We start from the raw sequence: 18,458 nt of genomic DNA, 5'->3' as shown, positions 1-18,458 counted from the left end.
CCATACCGGTTATGCCCACTCCCGCAGGAACTGTTGCCCGTACTGATCGGCCACCAGCAGCGCCGCGTAAACCTGATCCGGTGATACCCCGCCTGGCATGTTGTGAATGGTTTCACCCTCTGCGCAGGCTGCCTCGGCAATCAGCCGCATTTTAAGCGGAATATCCTCTTTAATGTTCAGTTGTGCCAGCGTGATGGGCAAACCTACGCTGTGACACAGCGCCGCGACGGTTTCAATTTCCTCTACCGGGGCATTTTCCAGCACCAGTTGCGTCAGCGTCCCAAACGCCACTTTTTCACCGTGATAGAACGAATGTGCCTCCGGCACGGCGGTCATTCCGTTATGAATGGCGTGCGCGGCCGCCAGTCCACCGCTTTCAAATCCAACGCCGCTCAGATAGGTATTGGCTTCAATGATGCGCTCCAGCGCCGGTGTGACCACGTGCTGCCCGGCCGCGAGCATCGCTTTCTCACCCTCTTCAATTAACGTGTTGTAGCACAGCTCGGCGAGGGCTAGCGCAGCCTGGGTACATTTTCCGCCCGCCATCGTGATTGCGCCGCTACGGGAACAGGCGCGCGCTTCAAACCAGGTGGCAAGGGCATCGCCTATCCCGGCGGCCAGCAGACGCGGCGGAGCGCCAGCCACCACCCGGGTGTCGACAATCACCATGTTCGGGTTATGCGGCAGCATCAGGTAGCGATCGAATTCACCGCTGTCGGTATAAATGACGGAAAGGGCGCTGCACGGGGCGTCGGTGGAGGCGATAGTCGGGGCGATGGCAACGGGCACGTCCATAAAATGCGCCAGCGCTTTGGCGGTATCCAGCGTTTTCCCGCCGCCGATACCGAGCACCGCCATACAGTCGGCGCCGTCGGCCCGTTTTTTCAGGCGATCGATTTCGTTTTGCGAACATTCGCCACCGAAGGGCGCGATTTCAGCATGAATTCCCGCTTTTTTGAAACTCTCAAGTAAGGTCTCTTGTGCAAAACCCAGCACAAACTTATCGCCCACAACCAACCAGCGTGTTGCCAGTGGTTTCAGATAGTCGCCGAGACGGGTGAGAACATCAGCGCCCTGGATATATTTCCCCGGCGATTGAATGATACGGTCCATAACAGATCTCCCTTAGAGATTGAGGTTACCAAACGCGTTTTTCCAGTCGTGCTCAAACTTCTCTATGGCTGACTCTACCGCCGGGGTGCCGAGCATTTGTTGCGCTACATCTAAAGGAAGCGTGATTGCTTCACATCCGGCGAGCAGGCAGTCCAGCGCCTGACGTGGTGTTTTGAAGCTGGCGGCCAGCACGCTGCTTTCTGGGGCGTGCCGTTCGAGCAGGGATTGCAGCTCCTGTACCATACGAATGCCGTCCCCGCCCTGAGCGTCGACGCGGTTAACATACGGTGCGACATATTTCGCTCCCGCCAGCGCGGCCAGTAAACCCTGGGCGGCGCTGTAAACGGCCGTGCCCAACGTAGTTATGCCCTCTTTTTTCAGCATTTTTATCGCCATAAGGCCCTGTGCGGTCACCGGGATTTTCACCACGATGCCAGGAATGGCGTTACTCAGGCGTTTGGCTTCTGCCACCATCCCTTCGGCTTCACGGCTCATGGTCTGGGCAAACAGCGTACCCTGGGGCCCGATGGCGTTTTGCAGACGAGGCAGTACGTTCCAGAGGGTTTCGCCGTTGGCGGCTACAATGCTCGGGTTGGTGGTGACGCCGGCAATCGGAAAAATGCGCGCCAGGCGCTCAACCTCTGCCACGTTGGCGGTATCCAGATACAGTTCCATTATTTTTCCTTAAGTCAGAAAGGTTAACCTAAGGATAAGGTGGGGCTGCAGGCCGGGGATACAGGTCAATTTTGCCAAATACTGGACAAATGTAATGTGCTTAGTGAAGTGAGAGGGCGATCACAATGCTAGTTTTTGGCAGTCAGCTGGCTGTGATACTGGCGGCGGTACTCGGAAGGGGAGCGTTCGGTATGTTTACGAAAGAGGCGACAGAAGTAGTTGCTGTCTGTAAAGCCGCAGCGGGCGGCAATATCTTTGATTTTTAGGTCATAACCCTTGAGCAACTGGCGCGCGTGTTCCAGACGCGTTTGGGTCAGGTATTCATTGAACCCCACGTTCCCGGTCTTCTGAAACAGATGTGAAAGGTAGTTGGGTGAAATATAAAACGCCTGCGCCACGGAATCGCGGGTCAGCGGTGAGGCGTGATGTTCATCGAGATAGCGCCGGATGGCTTCAAACAAAGCGCGACTGCGGCTGTCAGTGTGAATGTCGCTGCCAAGAAGATCGCGACAATGGCTGAGCATACTCAGTACCACCAGTCTGGCCGTTTCCTGTTCATCAGGCTGCATCTGCAGCTCGGCCAGCGTTTGCAGGAGAAACGCTCCGGTTCGGGGGCCGCGCCGGGCAACCTGCTGGTGCTGCATAAGCACGTTATCCCGATAAAGACGAAGCGACAGCTGCTGTTTACCGAAGCTGATGCTGAGCGCGTGACCGGTATGAAGTAACCCCTCTGCAGAGGAAGAAAACCACGCTTCGCAGGCATTATCGAGGTTAATGACCAGGCAAGGCGATGTGCGGGAGTGTGGGTCGGGCGGGGCGACAAACCGTACGTCACGTAGCGCTACGGTGCCATTAATGAGGTCGGTCAGAAGGGTGCTGATGTCGTGGTGCATGGCGTGAATACCGGATATCGCCCGGCAGCGTTAGCGCTGCCGGGCCTGTATGAAGCCAATGGATTAGCCTGTGTTACGCATACCTGCCGCAACGCCTGCAATCGTCACCATCAACGCCTGTTCGACGCGTGGATCCGGCTCTTTACCTTCCTCTTCCGCCAGACGTGAACGGTGCAGCAGCTCCGCCTGCAGGACGTTCAGGGGGTCGGTGTAGATATTACGCAGCTGGATGGACTCGGCAATCCACGGCAGATCCGCCATCAGGTGCGAGTCGTTAGCAATGTCCAGCACCACTTTGATGTCGTCTTCCAGCAGTTCGCGCAGCTCTTTACCCAGCGTCCACAGCTCAGGCTTCACCAGACGCTGATCGTAGTATTCCGCCAGCCACAGGTCTGCTTTCGAGAAGACCATCTCCAGCATACCCAGACGGGTGGAGAAGAATGGCCAGTCGCGGCACATGGTTTCCAGTTCGTTCTGTTTGCCATCTTCCACCACTTTCTGCAGCGCCGCGCCTGCGCCCAGCCAGGCGGGCAGCATCAGACGGTTCTGGGTCCAGGCGAAGATCCACGGGATGGCACGCAGAGACTCTACACCACCGGTCGGTCGGCGCTTAGCCGGACGTGAACCCAGCGGCAGTTTACCCAGCTCCTGCTCAGGCGTGGCTGAACGGAAGTAAGGCACAAAATCTTTGTTTTCACGCACGTAGCCGCGGTACAGATCGCAGGAGATATCTGACAGCTCGTCCATGATATGGCACCAGGACTCTTTCGGCTCTGGCGGTGGCAGCAGGTTCGCTTCCAGAATCGCACTGGTGTAGAGCGACAGGCTGCTGATGGTCACTTCCGGCAGGCCGTACTTGAAGCGGATCATCTCGCCCTGTTCGGTCACGCGCAGGCCGCCTTTCAGGCTTCCCGGCGGTTGTGACAGCAGTGCCGCATGCGCTGGCGCACCACCACGGCCAATCGAGCCACCGCGTCCGTGGAACAGCGTCAGTTCGATGCCTGCTTTTTCACAGGTCTTGATCAACGCGTCCTGTGCCTGATACTGCGCCCAGGATGCCGCCATGACGCCCGCGTCTTTTGCGGAGTCGGAATAGCCAATCATCACCATCTGTTTGCCCTGAATAAAGCCGCGGTACCAGTCGATGTTCAGCAGCTGCGTCATGACGTCGTTGGCGTTGTTCAGGTCATCAAGGGTTTCAAACAGCGGTGCAACCGGAAGGGCATAGTCGATACCGGCTTCTTTGAGCAGAAGGTGAACGCCCAGCACGTCAGACGGCGTTTTCGCCATGGAGATCACATAGGCAGCCACCGATCCTTTCGGCGCATCAACGATCGCTTTACAGGTGTTGAGCACCTCGCGGGTTTCGTTGCTTGGCTCCCAGTTACGTGGCAGCAAGGGGCGCTTGGAGTTCAGTTCGCGGATCAGGAAGGCTTGTTTGTCCGCTTCAGACCAGCTTTCATAGTCGCCGATGCCGAGATAGCGGGTCAGTTCGCCCAGCGCTTCGGTATGACGGGTGCTTTCCTGACGGACGTCAATACGCACCAGCGGCACGCCGAAACACTTCACGCGACGCAGGGTGTCGAGCAGTTCGCCATTCGCGATGATGCCCATTCCGCAGGCCTGCAGCGATTTATAGCAGGCATACAGCGGCTCCCAGAGCTGCTCGTTCTGGCTCAGCAGGCCTTCCGGCTTCGGCAGGCGCTGGCCTTTCAGACGCGCTTCCAGCCAGGCCTGCGTCGCCATCAGTTGGCCACGCAGTTTTTTCATCAGGAAACGATACGGCTCGCTGGCACCTTCTTCGCCGGCCAGCGCGCGCAGTTCCGGCGTGGCCTCTACCATCGACAGCTCGGAGATCAATACCTGAATATCTTTCAGGAACAGGTCGGTTGCTTTCCAGCGGCTCAACAGGAGCACGTGGCGGGTAATTTCCGCGGTGACGTTCGGGTTGCCGTCACGGTCGCCGCCCATCCAGGAGGTGAAGCGCACCGGCACAAAATCGACCGGCAGGCGGTAATCCAGATTCGCTTCCAGCTGCTCGTTCAGCTCACGCAGGTAGTTCGGCACCCCTTCCCACAGGCTATTTTCTACCACTGCAAAGCCCCATTTGGCTTCGTCGACCGGGCTTGGACGATGCTTACGAATTTCATCGGTGTGCCAGGACTGGGCAATCAGCTGGCGCAGACGGCGCATCAGCTGGTTGCGCTCGTAGTCAGCAATGTCTTTGTTATCCAGCTGCTTGAGGCAGTTGTTCACTTCCACCATTTTGTGGATCAGGGTGCGGCGAGTGATTTCGGTTGGGTGAGCGGTCAGAACCAGCTCAAGCGAAAGGGACTCCACCGCTTTTTTGATGATGTCTTCGTTGAGGTCTGGCTGGTCTTTCAGTTTACGAAGCGTACGGGCAATGACTTCCGGGTTGCTGGCAGCTTCGCCATTTGGCGAAATGCTGTGGTATTGCTCAGCGGTGTTTGCCAGGTTCAGAAACTGGCTGAAGGCGCGGGCAACGGGCAGCAGCTCATCGTTAGAAAGGTTCTGCAAGGTGGTGAGCAGCTCCTGACGACTGGCCTCGTTACCTGCACGGGAAGATTTTGACAGCTTGCGGATGGTTTCAACGCGGTCGAGGATGTTTTCCCCCAACGCATCTTTGATGGTATCTCCAAGCACTTTGCCGAGCATACTGACATTACTACGCAACGCGGAATATTGTTCGTTCATAAAAACCCAGTCACCCCATCATTTTTGTTTATGCCCAATCGAAAATCTTTTGGACAATATTTTGTCATCTCCTTTTATAAAGCCACGTAAAACCCCCGTCGTCAATTGCTGCGAAAACGGTTCAGCAAACGAATAAATGTGGGTAATTTACGAAATTTAATTCGCTTTGCGTCAGATAAGAGATGCTTATGGGAATGTGACGAAGATCGCGGGATTTGTTGCCCTTACCCTGACCCTCTCCCACCGGGAGAGGGAACCCTCAGGGGCATTTTAATGCCAGCAGAAGTGATGCACGACCTGGGTAATCAGTTCACGGGTCGGTTTGATAAAGCGCGTTTCCAGATATTCATCCGGCTGGTGAGCCTGGTTGATGGAACCCGGGCCAAGCACCAGCGTAGGACACAGAGTCTGAATAAACGGTGCTTCGGTGCAATAGTTCACCACGTCGGTTTTCTCGCCGAGCAGCTTTTCCACGACTTCAACCAGTTGATGATCCGGCGGACATTCGTAGCCAGGGATCGGCGGATGAAGCTCGGAGACCGTCAGGCGGCCCGGCCAGCGCTCGCTGACCGGCGCCAGCGCTTCGGTCAACAGGCCGTCGAGATCGCTCAGCGTCATGCCCGGCAGCGGACGGATATCCATATGCAGTTCGCAGCAGGCGCAGATACGGTTGGATGCATCGCCACCGTGCAGGCTGCCGAGGTTCAGCGTCGGGTAAGGCACGGTGAATGCGTCGTAGTGATAACGCTCTTTCAGCGAGTCGCGCAACTGCATGATGCGGCCGATGGCGTCGTGCATCAGTTCGATGGCGTTGACGCCGCGCGCCGGATCGCTGGAGTGGCCTGACTGGCCCAGCACGCGCACCGCCGTGGAGATATGGCCTTTGTGGGCGCGGATTGGCTGCAGTGACGTTGGTTCACCAATAATGGCGCAATCCGGGCGAATCGAGGTGTTTTCAGAGAAGTAGCGCGCCCCGGCCATGCTGGTCTCTTCATCGGCAGTGGCCAGAATGTAGAGCGGTTTCTTCAGCGTTGTCACGTCCACGTCACGCAGCGCATCGAGGATAAAAGCAAAAAAGCCTTTCATGTCGGCGGTGCCCAGACCGTAAAGCTTGTTGTCATGCTCGGTCAGGGTGAACGGATCGCGTGTCCAGCGGCCATCGTCAAAGGGAACGGTATCGGTATGACCGGCCAGTAGCAGGCCGCCAGCACCCTGTCCGGTACTGGCGAGCAGGTTAAATTTATGGCGTGTTCCGGGAACGGGCTGAACCTCAACGTTAAACCCAATATCGCTAAACCAACCTGCCAGCAGATTGATTAAAGACTCATTGCTCTGATCCAGCGCTTCTTCGGTCGCACTGATGGAGGGTGTGGCAATCAGGGCGCGGTAAATCTCGATAAATGGCGGTAAGTTCATTTTCATTGTTGACACACCTTAGGTCGTGATAGTATCAATATTCATGCAATAAATGTGAATAAAAATACATTAACGTTGAGCATAAAGGAACCCGATGTTGAATACGCTGATTGTAGGCGCTAGCGGTTATGCGGGCGCAGAGCTTGTAAGCTACGTGAATCGCCATCCTCATATGACCATAACCGCTTTGACCGTGTCAGCGCAAAGCAATGATGCAGGAAAGTTAATTTCCGATTTGCATCCGCAACTTAAAGGCATTGTTGATCTGCCGCTGCAGCCAATGTCTGACATCCGCGCGTTCACCGACGGCGTCGACGTGGTGTTTTTAGCTACCGCGCACGAAGTCAGCCACGACCTGGTTCCGCAATGTCTGGCGGCCGGCTGTGTGGTGTTCGACCTCTCCGGCGCCTTCCGTGTGAATGACGGCGCGTTCTACGAAAAATATTACGGTTTCACCCATCAACACCCTGAACTGCTGGAAAAAGCGGTATACGGCCTGGCGGAGTGGAGCACAGATAAACTGAAGGAAGCGGATCTGGTTGCCGTGCCGGGCTGTTATCCGACGGCGGCACAGCTTTCTCTGAAGCCGCTGATCGACGCAGACCTGCTGGATCTGAACCAGTGGCCGGTTATCAACGCCACCAGTGGTGTCAGCGGCGCGGGGCGTAAAGCCGCTATCGCTAACAGCTTCTGCGAAGTGAGCCTTCAGCCGTATGGCGTGTTCAATCACCGCCATCACCCTGAAATCACGACGCATCTGGGTGCGGATGTCATCTTCACGCCGCATCTGGGCAGCTTCCCGCGTGGGATCCTCGAAACCATCACCTGCCGCCTGAAACCCGGCGTGACCCACGAACAGGTGAGCGAAGCCTTTACGCAGGCCTATGCGGATAAACCGCTGGTGCGTCTGTACGACAAAGGCGTGCCGGCGCTGAAAAACGTGGTTGGCCTGCCATTCTGCGACATCGGTTTTGCCGTGCAGGGTGAGCACCTGATTGTGGTGGCTGCGGAAGATAACTTACTTAAAGGCGCTGCCGCACAGGCAATGCAGTGTGCAAATATTCGTTTCGGTTTCCCGGAAACCCAGGCTCTTATTTAAGGTGTGATGATGAACCCATTAATTATCAAACTCGGTGGTGTATTGCTGGACAGCGAAGAAGCGCTGGAGCGTCTTTTTACCGCGCTGGTGAACTATCGCGAATCACACCAACGTCCGCTGGTGATTGTGCACGGCGGCGGCTGCGTGGTTGATGAGCTGATGAAAGGGCTCAACCTGCCGGTGAAAAAGAAAAATGGCCTGCGCGTCACGCCTGCTGACCAGATTGATATTATTACCGGTGCCCTGGCGGGGACGGCGAACAAAACGCTGCTGGCGTGGGCGAAGAAACACCATATCGCCTCAGTCGGTCTGTGCCTGGGTGATGGTGACAGCGTAAAAGTGACCCAGCTCGACGAAGAACTCGGACACGTTGGACTGGCACAGCCTGGTTCGCCTAAGCTGATTAACATGCTGCTGGAAGGAGGATTCCTGCCGGTGGTGAGCTCTATCGGGGTGACCGAAGAGGGCGAACTGATGAACGTCAATGCAGACCAGGCGGCAACGGCTCTGGCGGCTACGCTGGGCGCGGACCTGATTTTGCTCTCTGACGTAAGCGGTATTCTCGACGGCAAAGGCCAGCGTATTGCGGAAATGACCGCAGCGAAAGCCGAACAGCTTATCGAGCAGGGCATTATTACCGACGGCATGATCGTCAAAGTCAATGCGGCGCTGGATGCCGCGCGTACGCTTGGACGTCCGGTGGACATCGCCTCCTGGCGCCATGCGGAACAACTCCCGGCGTTGTTTAACGGCACGCCGATTGGCACGCGTATTCTGGCGTAAGCAATTTACCGATTCTGCAGGCCCGGTCAGCGCAGCGCAGCCGGGCAATGAAATTCAAAGATATTAAGGAAGCATGTTATGGCACTTTGGGGTGGGCGTTTTACACAGGCAGCGGATCAGCGGTTCAAACAGTTCAACGACTCTTTGCGCTTCGACTACCGCCTGGCCGAGCAGGATATCGTCGGCTCTGTGGCCTGGTCCAAAGCGCTGGTCACCGTGGGCGTCCTGACCGTAGACGAACAGCTGCAGCTGGAAGAGGCGCTGAATAACCTGCTGGAAGAGGTGCGTCTGGACCCGCAGCAGATCCTCGCCAGCGATGCGGAAGATATTCACAGCTGGGTGGAAGGGAAACTCATCGATAAAGTCGGCCAGCTGGGTAAAAAACTGCATACCGGGCGTAGCCGTAACGACCAGGTCGCGACTGATCTGAAATTGTGGTGTAAAGATACCGTTGGTGAACTGCTGGCAGCCAACCGTCAGCTGCAGGGTGCGCTGGTGGAAACCGCGCAGAACAACCAGGACGCGGTGATGCCGGGTTATACCCACCTGCAGCGCGCGCAGCCGGTAACCTTTGCGCACTGGTGTCTGGCCTACGTTGAGATGCTGGCGCGTGATGAAAGCCGTCTGCAGGATACCCTGAAGCGTCTGGACGTGAGCCCGCTGGGCAGCGGTGCGCTGGCAGGGACGGCCTATGAAATCGACCGTGACCAGCTGGCAGGCTGGCTGGGCTTTGCTTCAGCCACCCGTAACAGCCTGGACAGCGTCTCTGACCGTGATCACGTGCTGGAGCTGCTTTCCAATGCGTCTATCGGCATGGTGCATCTGTCGCGCTTTGCCGAAGACCTGATTTTCTTCAACTCCGGTGAAGCCGGGTTTGTTGAGCTGTCTGACCGCGTGACGTCAGGCTCCTCCCTGATGCCACAGAAGAAAAACCCGGATGCGCTGGAGCTTATCCGCGGTAAGTGTGGCCGTGTGCAGGGCGCGCTGACCGGCATGATGATGACCCTGAAAGGGCTGCCGCTGGCGTATAACAAAGATATGCAGGAAGACAAAGAAGGGCTGTTCGACGCGCTCGATACCTGGCTGGACTGCCTGCATATGGGCGCGCTGGTGCTGGATGGCATTCAGGTGAAACGCCCGCGTTGTCAGGAAGCGGCGCAGCAGGGCTATGCAAACTCGACCGAGCTTGCCGATTACCTGGTGGCGAAAGGCGTACCGTTCCGTGAAGCGCACCATATTGTCGGTGAAGCGGTGGTTGAAGCCATTCGTCAGGGTAAGGCACTGGAAGCGTTGCCGCTGACCGACCTGCAGAAATTCAGTGCGGTTATCGGTGATGATGTGTATCCGATTCTGGCGTTGCAGTCTTGTCTGGATAAGCGTGCAGCGAAAGGCGGCGTGTCACCGAAGCAGGTCGCGCAGGCGATTGCGGATGCGAAAAACCGGCTGGTTTGATGAGTGCGGGCTGGTGCCCTCACCCCGGCCCTCTCCCACGGGGAGAGGGCGTAAACACTATAAATGGCAACTTCGGTTGCCATTTTGCTTTTATCCCCGGGCTTTTTTACGCAAAAAAAAAGCGGACCACGGGGTCCGCAAAAGTTCACGTTGGCTTTAGTTGTTCGAGTTTTGAGAGAAACTCGCTGACGGTGCGGGGACGTCAAGGGTCAAACACGTGCCGCCTCGTCTATGTGGTGTATTATTCAACAGAATGCTTGATAGGGATAATCGTTCGTTGCTATGATATCTATCGCCATGAACTATCGTGGCGACGGAGGATGAATAATGAATATTCGTGATCTTGAATACCTGGTAGCGCTAGCCGAGCACCGCCATTTTCGCCGCGCGGCAGATTCCTGCCACGTCAGCCAGCCTACCCTGAGCGGCCAGATCCGCAAGCTGGAAGACGAGCTGGGCGTGATGCTGCTGGAGCGCACCAGTCGTAAGGTACTGTTCACCCAGGCAGGTCTGCTGCTGGTGGATCAGGCGCGCACCGTGCTGCGCGAGGTCAAAGTGCTCAAGGAAATGGCAAGCCAGCAGGGGGAGGCAATGTCCGGCCCGTTGCATATTGGCCTGATCCCAACCGTTGGCCCGTACCTGTTGCCGCACATCATTCCAATGCTGCATCAGACGTTCCCGAAACTCGAAATGTATCTGCATGAAGCGCAAACCCATCAGCTGCTGGCGCAGTTAGACAGCGGCAAGCTCGACTGTGCCATTCTGGCGCTGGTCAAAGAGAGCGAAGCTTTTATCGAAGTGCCGCTGTTTGATGAGCCCATGATGCTGGCGATCTATGAAGATCACCCGTGGGCGAACCGCGATCGCGTGCCGATGGCCGATCTGGCCGGTGAAAAACTGCTGATGCTGGAAGATGGTCACTGCCTGCGCGATCAGGCGATGGGCTTCTGCTTCGAAGCGGGTGCTGACGAGGATACCCATTTCCGCGCAACCAGCCTTGAAACGCTGCGGAATATGGTGGCGGCGGGCAGTGGGATCACATTGCTGCCGGCACTGGCCGTGCCGCGCGAACGTAAACGTGACGGCGTGGTTTATCTGCCATGCATTAAACCAGAGCCACGTCGTACCATTGGTCTGGTTTATCGTCCGGGTTCACCGCTGCGCAGCCGCTATGAGCAGCTGGCAGAGGCCATCCGTGGTTCGATGGATGGCCATTTTGACAATGCGTTAAAACAGGCGGTTTAAGCCGTTCAGTGCCGCGACCCGATAGGCTTCCGCCATGGTCGGGTAGTTGAAGGTGGTGTTAACGAAGTACTCGATGGTGTTACCACCACCTTTTTGCTCCATGATCGCCTGGCCGATATGAATAATCTCCGCCGCGCGTTCACCAAAGCAGTGAATACCGAGGATCTCTTTCGTCTCGCGATGGAACAGGATCTTCAGCGTACCCACGCTCATTCCCACGATTTGTGCCCTCGCCAGATGTTTAAACTGTGCGCGACCCACCTCGTAAGGCACCTTCATTGACGTCAGCTGCTGCTCGGTTTTCCCGACGGAGCTGATTTCCGGGATAGTATAAATACCTGTCGGAATATCTTCGATCAGATGTGCCGTCGCTTCGCCTTTCACCAGCGCCTGCGCCGCGATGCGTCCCTGATCGTATGCTGCAGAAGCCAGGCTTGGATAACCGATAACATCACCGACAGCATACACATGCGGCAGGGCTGTCTGGTACATGCTGTTCACCTTCAGCTGACCGCGGCTGTCGGTTTCGAGCCCGATATTTTCCAGAGCCAGAGAATCAGTGTTACCGGTACGGCCGTTGGCGTACAGCAGGCAGTCTGCTTTCAGCTTCTTGCCCGATTTCAGATGCATGATCACACCATCGTCGCAGCCTTCAATTTTCTCGTACTCTTCGTTGTGGCGAATCACCACGCCACTGTTCCAGAAGTGGTAAGAGAGCGAGTCTGACATTTCCTGATCGAGGAAGGCCAGCAGGCGGTCGCGGGTGTTGATCAGATCAACTTTCACGTCCATACCCCGGAAGATCGACGCATATTCGCAGCCAATCACCCCTGCGCCATAGATAATCACATGACGGGGTTCGTGGTGCAGGCTCAGGATGGAATCGCTGTCGTAAATGCGCGGGTGGGAGAAGTCCACGTCTGCCGGATGGTACGGGCGTGAACCACAGGCGATGACAAATTTTTCCGCCGTGATGGTTTCGACTGACCCGTCGTGGCATTCGAGTGCCAGGGTGTGTTCATCAACAAAGTGCGCATTGCCCTGCAAAATTTCACAGTGGTTACGCTCATAAAACCCCTGGCGCATCCGTGTCTGCTGGTTAATAACGGTATCCGCATGATTCAGGATGTCAGCAAAGGAGGAACGAAGAAGTCGGGAGTGGTCGCTGTAAAGAGGGTTCTGGTTAAATTCAATAATGCGGCTAACGGCATGGCGGAGGGCTTTGGAAGGGATGGTGCCCCAATGAGTGCAACCGCCGCCAACGTTATGGTAGCGCTCTATCACCGCTACTCTGGCTCCCTGTTTCACCAGTCCCATAGCAGCGCCTTCGCCGCCGGGGCCGGAACCTATCACAATTGCGTCGTAATCGTAGGAATGTGGCATGGTAAGGCTTACCTGTTCTTATACATAAAAGCAACAGAATCATAACATCATTGCCCGAGTAACCCAATTATCGTTGTGCTTTTTTCCGGCAGTGGAGCACAAACCGTACGTAAACAATCATTCACAAAGCCAGGCAAACAGATTAATTTTATTCTCTGGTATAGTGCCATCAGGCCTTTGGAAGGATTCAACTATCGTGATGGGCGTAAGAGCACAACAAAAAGAGAAAACCCGGCGTTCGCTGGTGGAAGCCGCATTCAGTCAACTGAGTGCCGAGCGTAGTTTTGCCAGTTTAAGCCTGCGTGAAGTTGCGCGCGAGGCCGGGATTGCGCCAACGTCCTTCTATCGTCATTTCCGTGATGTGGATGAACTGGGTCTGACCATGGTCGACGAGAGCGGGCTGATGCTGCGTCAGCTTATGCGCCAGGCGCGGCAGCGTATCGCTAAAGGGGGGAGCGTGATCCGCACCTCTGTGTCGACCTTTATGGAATTTATTGGCAATAACCCCAACGCGTTTCGCCTGCTGTTGCGGGAACGTTCCGGAACATCAGCCGCGTTCCGTGCCGCTGTGGCGCGTGAAATTCAGCATTTTATCGCGGAACTTGCCGACTATCTTGAACTCGAAAACCATATGCCGCGTGCGTTCACTGAAGCACAGGCTGAGGCGATGGTGACGATTGTTTTCAGCGCGGGTGCCGAAGCGCTGGATGTCAGCATCGAACAACGCAAGCAGCTCGAAGAGCGACTGGTATTACAGCTCAGGATGATCTCCAAAGGCGCGTACTACTGGTATCGCCGTGAACAAGAGAAACTGGCACATCAAACCGAAGAGTGAAGGTGAGTAATGAAACAGTCAGGTCAGGATAAGGGTACGCTGTTGCTGGCATTGATCGCTGGCTTATCAATTAATGGCACGTTTGCGGCTGTGTTCAGCTCGATCGTTCCATTTTCTATTTTCCCGCTCATTGCGCTGGTGCTGACGGTGTATTGTCTGCATCAGCGTTACCTGAACCGCACCATGCCGGTCGGGTTGCCTGGGCTGGCCGCGGCCTGCTTTATTCTTGGCGTGTTGCTGTATAGCACCGTGGTGCGTGCAGAGTATCCGGATATCGGTTCTAACTTCCTGCCGGCGGTACTTTCCGTGGTACTGGTGTTCTGGATTGGCTCGCGCATGCGTAGCCGCAAGCACGAGCTGCCGGAGTAAGAGAGTGGGGTTGCAGGCAGGTTGACCTGCCTGCCATCACGTTACTTCGCGGTAAGAAGTACGCCGCACTCCATATGGTGCGTATACGGGAACTGATCGAAGAGAGCCAGACGTTCAACATTGTGCGTCTGGCTTAATGTTTCGAGATTCTTGCACAGCGTTTCCGGGTTACAGGAAATGTACAAAATACGCGGGTACGCCTGCACCATCTTCTCGGTTTCGCTGTCCAGGCCACTGCGCGGCGGATCGACAAAAATCGTCTCACACTGGTAGCTCTTCAGATCGATCCCCTCCAGGCGATTAAACTGGCGTACGCCATTCATGGCCTGCGTGAACTCTTCTGCAGACATACGGATGATCTGCACATTGTCGATGTGATTGGCGGCAATGTTGTACTGTGCAGCGGCAACGGACGGCTTGGCAATCTCCGTCGCCAGGACGCGCTCAAAGTTACGCGCCAGCGCCAGGGAGAAGTTGCCGTTCCCGCAGTACAGCTCTAGCAGATCGCCCTTTGACCCTTCAGTCGCCTTCAGCGCCCAGTCCAGCATCTGTACGTTCATTGCCGCGTTTGGCTGGGTAAAGCTGTTCTCAACCTGGCGGTACACCATCTCTTTTCCCGCCACCGACAGACGTTCGTCGATGAAATCCTGATCCAGCATGATTTTGGTTTTTGTCGCACGACCAATCAGGTGAACGTTGATGTTCTGCGCGCGCAGGGCATCGCGCAGCGCTTCTGCCTGCTCGCGCCATTCGTCATTCAGCGCTTTGTGATACAGCAGAGAGACAATCGCCTGGTTGCTTTGTGTGGTCAGATAATCAATCTGGAACAGCTTGTGGCGCAGCACAGGGTTGTTGCGTACGCCGTCGATCATCAGCGTCATGAGCTGGTTGATGAGTTCACTCGCCGCCGGGAAGCTGTTAACCCGAATGCGGGACTTCGTCTGCTGATCGAAAATGATGTGGTACAGGTCGTCACCGTCGTGCCAGATGCGGAACTCCGCACGCATGCGGTAGTGGCTAACGGGCGAGCGGAACACCTCAGGAACGGGCGCGTTGAAAGGCGTCATCATACTTTGCAGGCGGACAACTTTCTCTGCCAGCTGTGCGTCGTACTGTTCTGTTGGGAGGTGTTCGGGGGTCATGATGCGTCCTGAGTGATAAAGAATTACGCGGGGATTGTAGGGATTGTGCAGTGGATGTCCAGATTTAATGGCCAATAGCTATCTGGACATCTATACGTGTCTAATTGTAGCATTCTGTTTCCGGTCTCCTGAGAGTGAAAAGGGAATCCAGTGAAAATCTGGAGCTGACGCGCAGCGGTAAAGACTGGCGGGATGAGTATTGTAGACACTGTGAAAATGGGAAGTCTTCATCCGCAAAACGCCACCTAGCCCGAAGACCTGCCGGGATCACGTCGCATTTGGTTTCGTCATCGCGTGCTATAGATGAAGCCTGCGGCATCCTTCTTATATTGTGGATGCTTTAACAATGATTAAAAAAGTATCGCTGTTGACGGCGTTGTCCGTCACGGCATTTTCGGGCTGGGCGCAGGATAGCGCCGACTCGTTGGTGGTGACAGCAAACCGTTTTGAGCAACCTGTTAATACCGTTCTTGCACCAACGTCTGTGGTGACGCGCGAGGATATTGATCGCTGGCAGGCAAACACCGTCATTGACGTTATGCGTCGCTTGCCTGGCGTGGATACCGCCCAAAACGGCGGAATGGGACAACTTTCCTCTCTTTTTATTCGGGGAACTAATTCCAGCCATGTTCTTATTCTTGTCGACGGGATCCGTCTTAACCAGGCTGGGGTAACGGGGTCGTCCGATCTCAGTCAGTTCCCGATCGCCCTGGTGCAGCGCATTGAATATATTCGCGGGCCACGCTCTGCAGTCTATGGTTCTGATGCGATTGGTGGCGTAGTGAACATTATTACTACCCGCGCAAAGGACGGCACGACGTTGAATGCGGGCGTAGGCTCGCATGGCTACCAAAATTACGGCGGCAGCACCCAGCAAACCCTGGGTGACAGCACGCGCGTGACGCTGGCGGGTGATTATACCTATACCAAAGGCTTTGACGTGGTTGCGGATGGCAACAACGGTGGTCTGGCTCAGACCGATCGTGACGGCTTTATGAATAAAACCCTCTACGGTGCGCTGGAGCATGCTTTCTCTGATCAGTGGAGCGGGTTCGTTCGCGGCTATGGCTACAGCAACCGTACCGCCTATGACGGCTATTACAGTTCATTTACGCCTGATGTTTTGGTTGATACTCGCCAGCTCTATAGCCAGACCTGGGACGCTGGGCTGCGCTTTAATAATGACATTTTCCATTCACAACTTCTCACCAGCTACAGCCACAGCAAAGATTATAACTACGACCCGCATCTGGGACGTTATGATTCCAATGCCACGCTGGATGAGATCAAACAGTACAACGTGCAGTGGACTAACTCCGTTGAGGTGGGCCATGGCAATATTGGCGCAGGTGTCGACTGGCAGAAGCAGAGCACCGAACCAGGAACAAGCTATGTTACAAACGGCTATGACCTGCGTAACACCGGCGTCTACCTGACTGCGCTGCAGCAGTTTGGCGACTTTACCCTGGAAGGGGCAGCGCGTAGCGACGATAACTCTCAGTTTGGTCGCCATGGCACCTGGCAGAGCAGTGCGGGCTGGGAGTTCATTGAAGGTTATCGATTCATTGCCTCGTATGGCACTGCCTATAAAGCACCCAACCTCGGGCAGTTGTATGGTTTCTATGGCAACGACCATCTTGATCCTGAGGAGAGTAAACAGTGGGAAGGCGCGTTCGAAGGCCTGACGGCTGGCGTGAACTGGCGCGTATCGGCCTATCGCAATGACGTTGATAACCTGATCGACTTTAATAACAACCTTCAGGAATACTACAACGTAGGCAAGGCGCGTATTAAAGGGGTTGAAGCCACAGCGTCCTTTGATACAGGTCCACTGACTCATACGGTCGGTTACGATTACGTGGATGCACGCAATGCGGCAACAAACCAGCTATTGGATCGCCGGGCTAAGCAGCAGGTGAAGTATCAGCTTGATACGCAGGTCTATGAATTCGACTGGAGCCTGACTTACCACTACCTGGGAACACGTTACGACACTGACTTTGGTACCTACCCGTCTGAAAAGGTGAAAATGGGCGGCGTAAGCCTGTGGGATGTCGCAGTTTCATATCCTGTCACCTCTCACCTTACAGTTCGTGGTAAAATAGCCAACCTGTTCGATAAAGATTACGAGACAGTTTATGGCTACCAAACTGCAGGACGGGAATACACCTTGTCTGGCAGCTACACCTTCTAATCCGCGTCCCACCGTGCTGGTATTTGATTCCGGCGTCGGTGGGCTTTCGGTCTATGATGAGATTCGACATCTTCTGCCGGATCTCCATTACATTTACGCCTTTGATAACGTCGCGTTCCCGTATGGGGAAAAGAGTGAAGACTTTATTGTTGAGCGTGTGGTTGAAATCGTCACCGCGGTACAAAAGCGTTATCCCCTCTCGCTGGCGGTCATCGCCTGTAACACGGCCAGTACAGTATCGCTTCCTGCATTGCGCGAAAAATTCCAGTTCCCGGTTGTGGGCGTTGTTCCTGCAATAAAGCCTGCCGCACGTCTGACGGCAAATGGCATTGTTGGTTTACTGGCAACGCGAGGCACGGTGAAGCGACCTTATACGCGCGAGTTAATCGACCGCTTTGCCAACGAATGCCAGATTGCGATGCTCGGTTCGGCGGAACTGGTCGAGATCGCCGAAGCGAAGCTGCACGGAAAGGCAGTGCCGCTCGAAGAGTTGCGCCGTATTCTCCGCCCGTGGCTGCGGATGCCGGAGCCACCGGACACCGTTGTGCTGGGGTGTACCCATTTCCCTCTATTACAGGAAGAGTTATTAGAAGTTCTGCCTGAGGGCACGCGGCTGGTGGATTCGGGGGCGGCTATAGCCCGACGTACGGCCTGGTTGCTGGAACATGAAGCCCCGGATGCAAAATCTGCCGATGCAAACATCGCTTTTTGTATGGCCATCACCAACGAGACCGAGCAACTTTTGCCCGTTTTACGCCGTTATGGCTTTGAAACGCTCGAAAAACTGGCGCTGTAGCACGATTTTGAGCAAAAAAGAGACGGTTGAACGTTTTTTTTAAAAGAGGGGTTGTCAACGTCTGAGAACTCCCTATAATGCGCCTCCACTGACACGGAACAACGGCTTACAAGCCGCCGGGTTAGCGGGGTTCAGAGATGAACACCAACAGAGAAAAGCAAAAATAAATGCTTGACTCTGAATGAGGAAAACGTAATATACGTGACCTCGCGACGGTGAGCTGTAAGCCGCGTCGCAACTGCTCTTTAACAATTTATCAGACAATCTGTGTGGGCACTCAAAGTGACATGGATTCTTAATGTCTTCGGACAAAAAATGAATACCAAGTCTCTGAGTGAACATACGTAA

At 55.4% G+C, this 18,458-nt stretch carries 15 protein-coding genes and 1 riboswitch; of the genes, 8 read left to right on the top strand and 7 right to left on the bottom strand.

Going from position 1 to position 18,458, the window contains the following annotated elements:
* Positions 1–9 precede the first annotated feature (9 nt).
* The 5 genes from JTA15_RS17165 to argE all read right to left on the bottom strand — a co-directional run bounded on the left by JTA15_RS17165 (position 10) and on the right by argE (position 6,818).
* On the bottom strand, positions 10–1,113 hold the full coding sequence (locus JTA15_RS17165; protein ID WP_040018283.1) for a glycerol dehydrogenase: 1,104 nt from the start codon (positions 1,111–1,113) through the stop codon (positions 10–12).
* A gap of 12 nt (positions 1,114–1,125) precedes the next feature.
* A complete protein-coding gene (gene fsa, locus JTA15_RS17160) occupies positions 1,126–1,788 on the bottom strand; it encodes a fructose-6-phosphate aldolase (protein ID WP_063215136.1) in 663 nt (220 codons plus the stop codon).
* A gap of 128 nt (positions 1,789–1,916) precedes the next feature.
* Positions 1,917–2,681, bottom strand: coding sequence for an AraC family transcriptional regulator (locus JTA15_RS17155; RefSeq protein WP_063215135.1), 765 nt, complete (start codon positions 2,679–2,681; stop codon positions 1,917–1,919).
* A gap of 63 nt (positions 2,682–2,744) precedes the next feature.
* Positions 2,745–5,396: a phosphoenolpyruvate carboxylase gene (ppc, locus tag JTA15_RS17150; protein WP_014172182.1), complete on the bottom strand. Its 2,652-nt coding sequence runs from the start codon at positions 5,394–5,396 to the stop codon at positions 2,745–2,747.
* Positions 5,397–5,666: 270 nt separating this feature from the next.
* Positions 5,667–6,818, bottom strand: a complete 1,152-nt coding sequence (gene argE / locus JTA15_RS17145) for an acetylornithine deacetylase (protein WP_020883942.1) — start codon at positions 6,816–6,818, stop codon at positions 5,667–5,669.
* A gap of 88 nt (positions 6,819–6,906) precedes the next feature.
* On the opposite strand from argE, the gene argC reads away from it, so the two are divergent.
* From argC to oxyR, 4 genes are all read left to right on the top strand, one after another.
* Complete coding sequence (gene argC, locus JTA15_RS17140) at positions 6,907–7,911, top strand: N-acetyl-gamma-glutamyl-phosphate reductase (protein WP_020883941.1); 1,005 nt, start codon at positions 6,907–6,909, stop codon at positions 7,909–7,911.
* A 6-nt stretch (positions 7,912–7,917) separates the two neighbouring features.
* A complete protein-coding gene (argB, locus tag JTA15_RS17135; RefSeq protein WP_086462987.1) occupies positions 7,918–8,694 on the top strand; it encodes an acetylglutamate kinase in 777 nt (258 codons plus the stop codon).
* Between the two features lie 78 nt (positions 8,695–8,772).
* Entirely contained in the window at positions 8,773–10,146 is a 1,374-nt protein-coding gene (gene argH, locus JTA15_RS17130; protein ID WP_219372532.1) for an argininosuccinate lyase, read from the top strand.
* Positions 10,147–10,473: 327 nt separating this feature from the next.
* Entirely contained in the window at positions 10,474–11,391 is a 918-nt protein-coding gene (gene oxyR, locus JTA15_RS17125; RefSeq protein ID WP_014172176.1) for a DNA-binding transcriptional regulator OxyR, read from the top strand.
* Here oxyR and sthA read toward each other — a convergent pair.
* Positions 11,374–12,774 (bottom strand): Si-specific NAD(P)(+) transhydrogenase, encoded by a 1,401-nt coding sequence (gene sthA / locus JTA15_RS17120; RefSeq protein ID WP_014172175.1) that lies wholly within the window; start codon positions 12,772–12,774, stop codon positions 11,374–11,376. The genes oxyR and sthA overlap by 18 nt on opposite strands.
* Positions 12,775–12,970: 196 nt before the next feature.
* Between sthA and fabR the strand changes: the two genes are divergently transcribed.
* Positions 12,971–13,609 (top strand): HTH-type transcriptional repressor FabR, encoded by a 639-nt coding sequence (gene fabR / locus JTA15_RS17115; RefSeq protein WP_008501784.1) that lies wholly within the window; start codon positions 12,971–12,973, stop codon positions 13,607–13,609.
* 9 nt (positions 13,610–13,618) lie between these two features.
* On the top strand, positions 13,619–13,978 hold the full coding sequence (locus JTA15_RS17110) for a YijD family membrane protein (protein WP_025202767.1): 360 nt from the start codon (positions 13,619–13,621) through the stop codon (positions 13,976–13,978).
* A gap of 41 nt (positions 13,979–14,019) precedes the next feature.
* Here the strand turns inward: JTA15_RS17110 and trmA are convergent, their stop codons facing one another.
* Positions 14,020–15,120, bottom strand: coding sequence for a tRNA (uridine(54)-C5)-methyltransferase TrmA (gene trmA, locus JTA15_RS17105; protein WP_041162909.1), 1,101 nt, complete (start codon positions 15,118–15,120; stop codon positions 14,020–14,022).
* Positions 15,121–15,224: 104 nt separating this feature from the next.
* A riboswitch (cobalamin riboswitch) is annotated at positions 15,225–15,401 on the top strand.
* 65 nt (positions 15,402–15,466) lie between these two features.
* Between trmA and btuB the strand changes: the two genes are divergently transcribed.
* Both btuB and murI read left to right on the top strand, forming a co-directional pair.
* On the top strand, positions 15,467–17,314 hold the full coding sequence (btuB, locus tag JTA15_RS17100; RefSeq protein ID WP_032679232.1) for a TonB-dependent vitamin B12 receptor BtuB: 1,848 nt from the start codon (positions 15,467–15,469) through the stop codon (positions 17,312–17,314).
* Positions 17,259–18,110, top strand: a complete 852-nt coding sequence (gene murI / locus JTA15_RS17095; protein WP_020883936.1) for a glutamate racemase — start codon at positions 17,259–17,261, stop codon at positions 18,108–18,110. Before btuB ends, murI begins: the two co-directional genes overlap by 56 nt.
* Positions 18,111–18,458 lie beyond the last annotated feature (348 nt).

Source organism: Enterobacter sp. BIDMC 29 (assembly GCF_019378755.1).
Taxonomy (GTDB): Bacteria; Pseudomonadota; Gammaproteobacteria; order Enterobacterales; family Enterobacteriaceae; genus Enterobacter; species Enterobacter ludwigii.
Note: the sequence above shows the minus strand (reverse complement) of the source record. Positions and strands in the feature narration are given on the sequence as shown.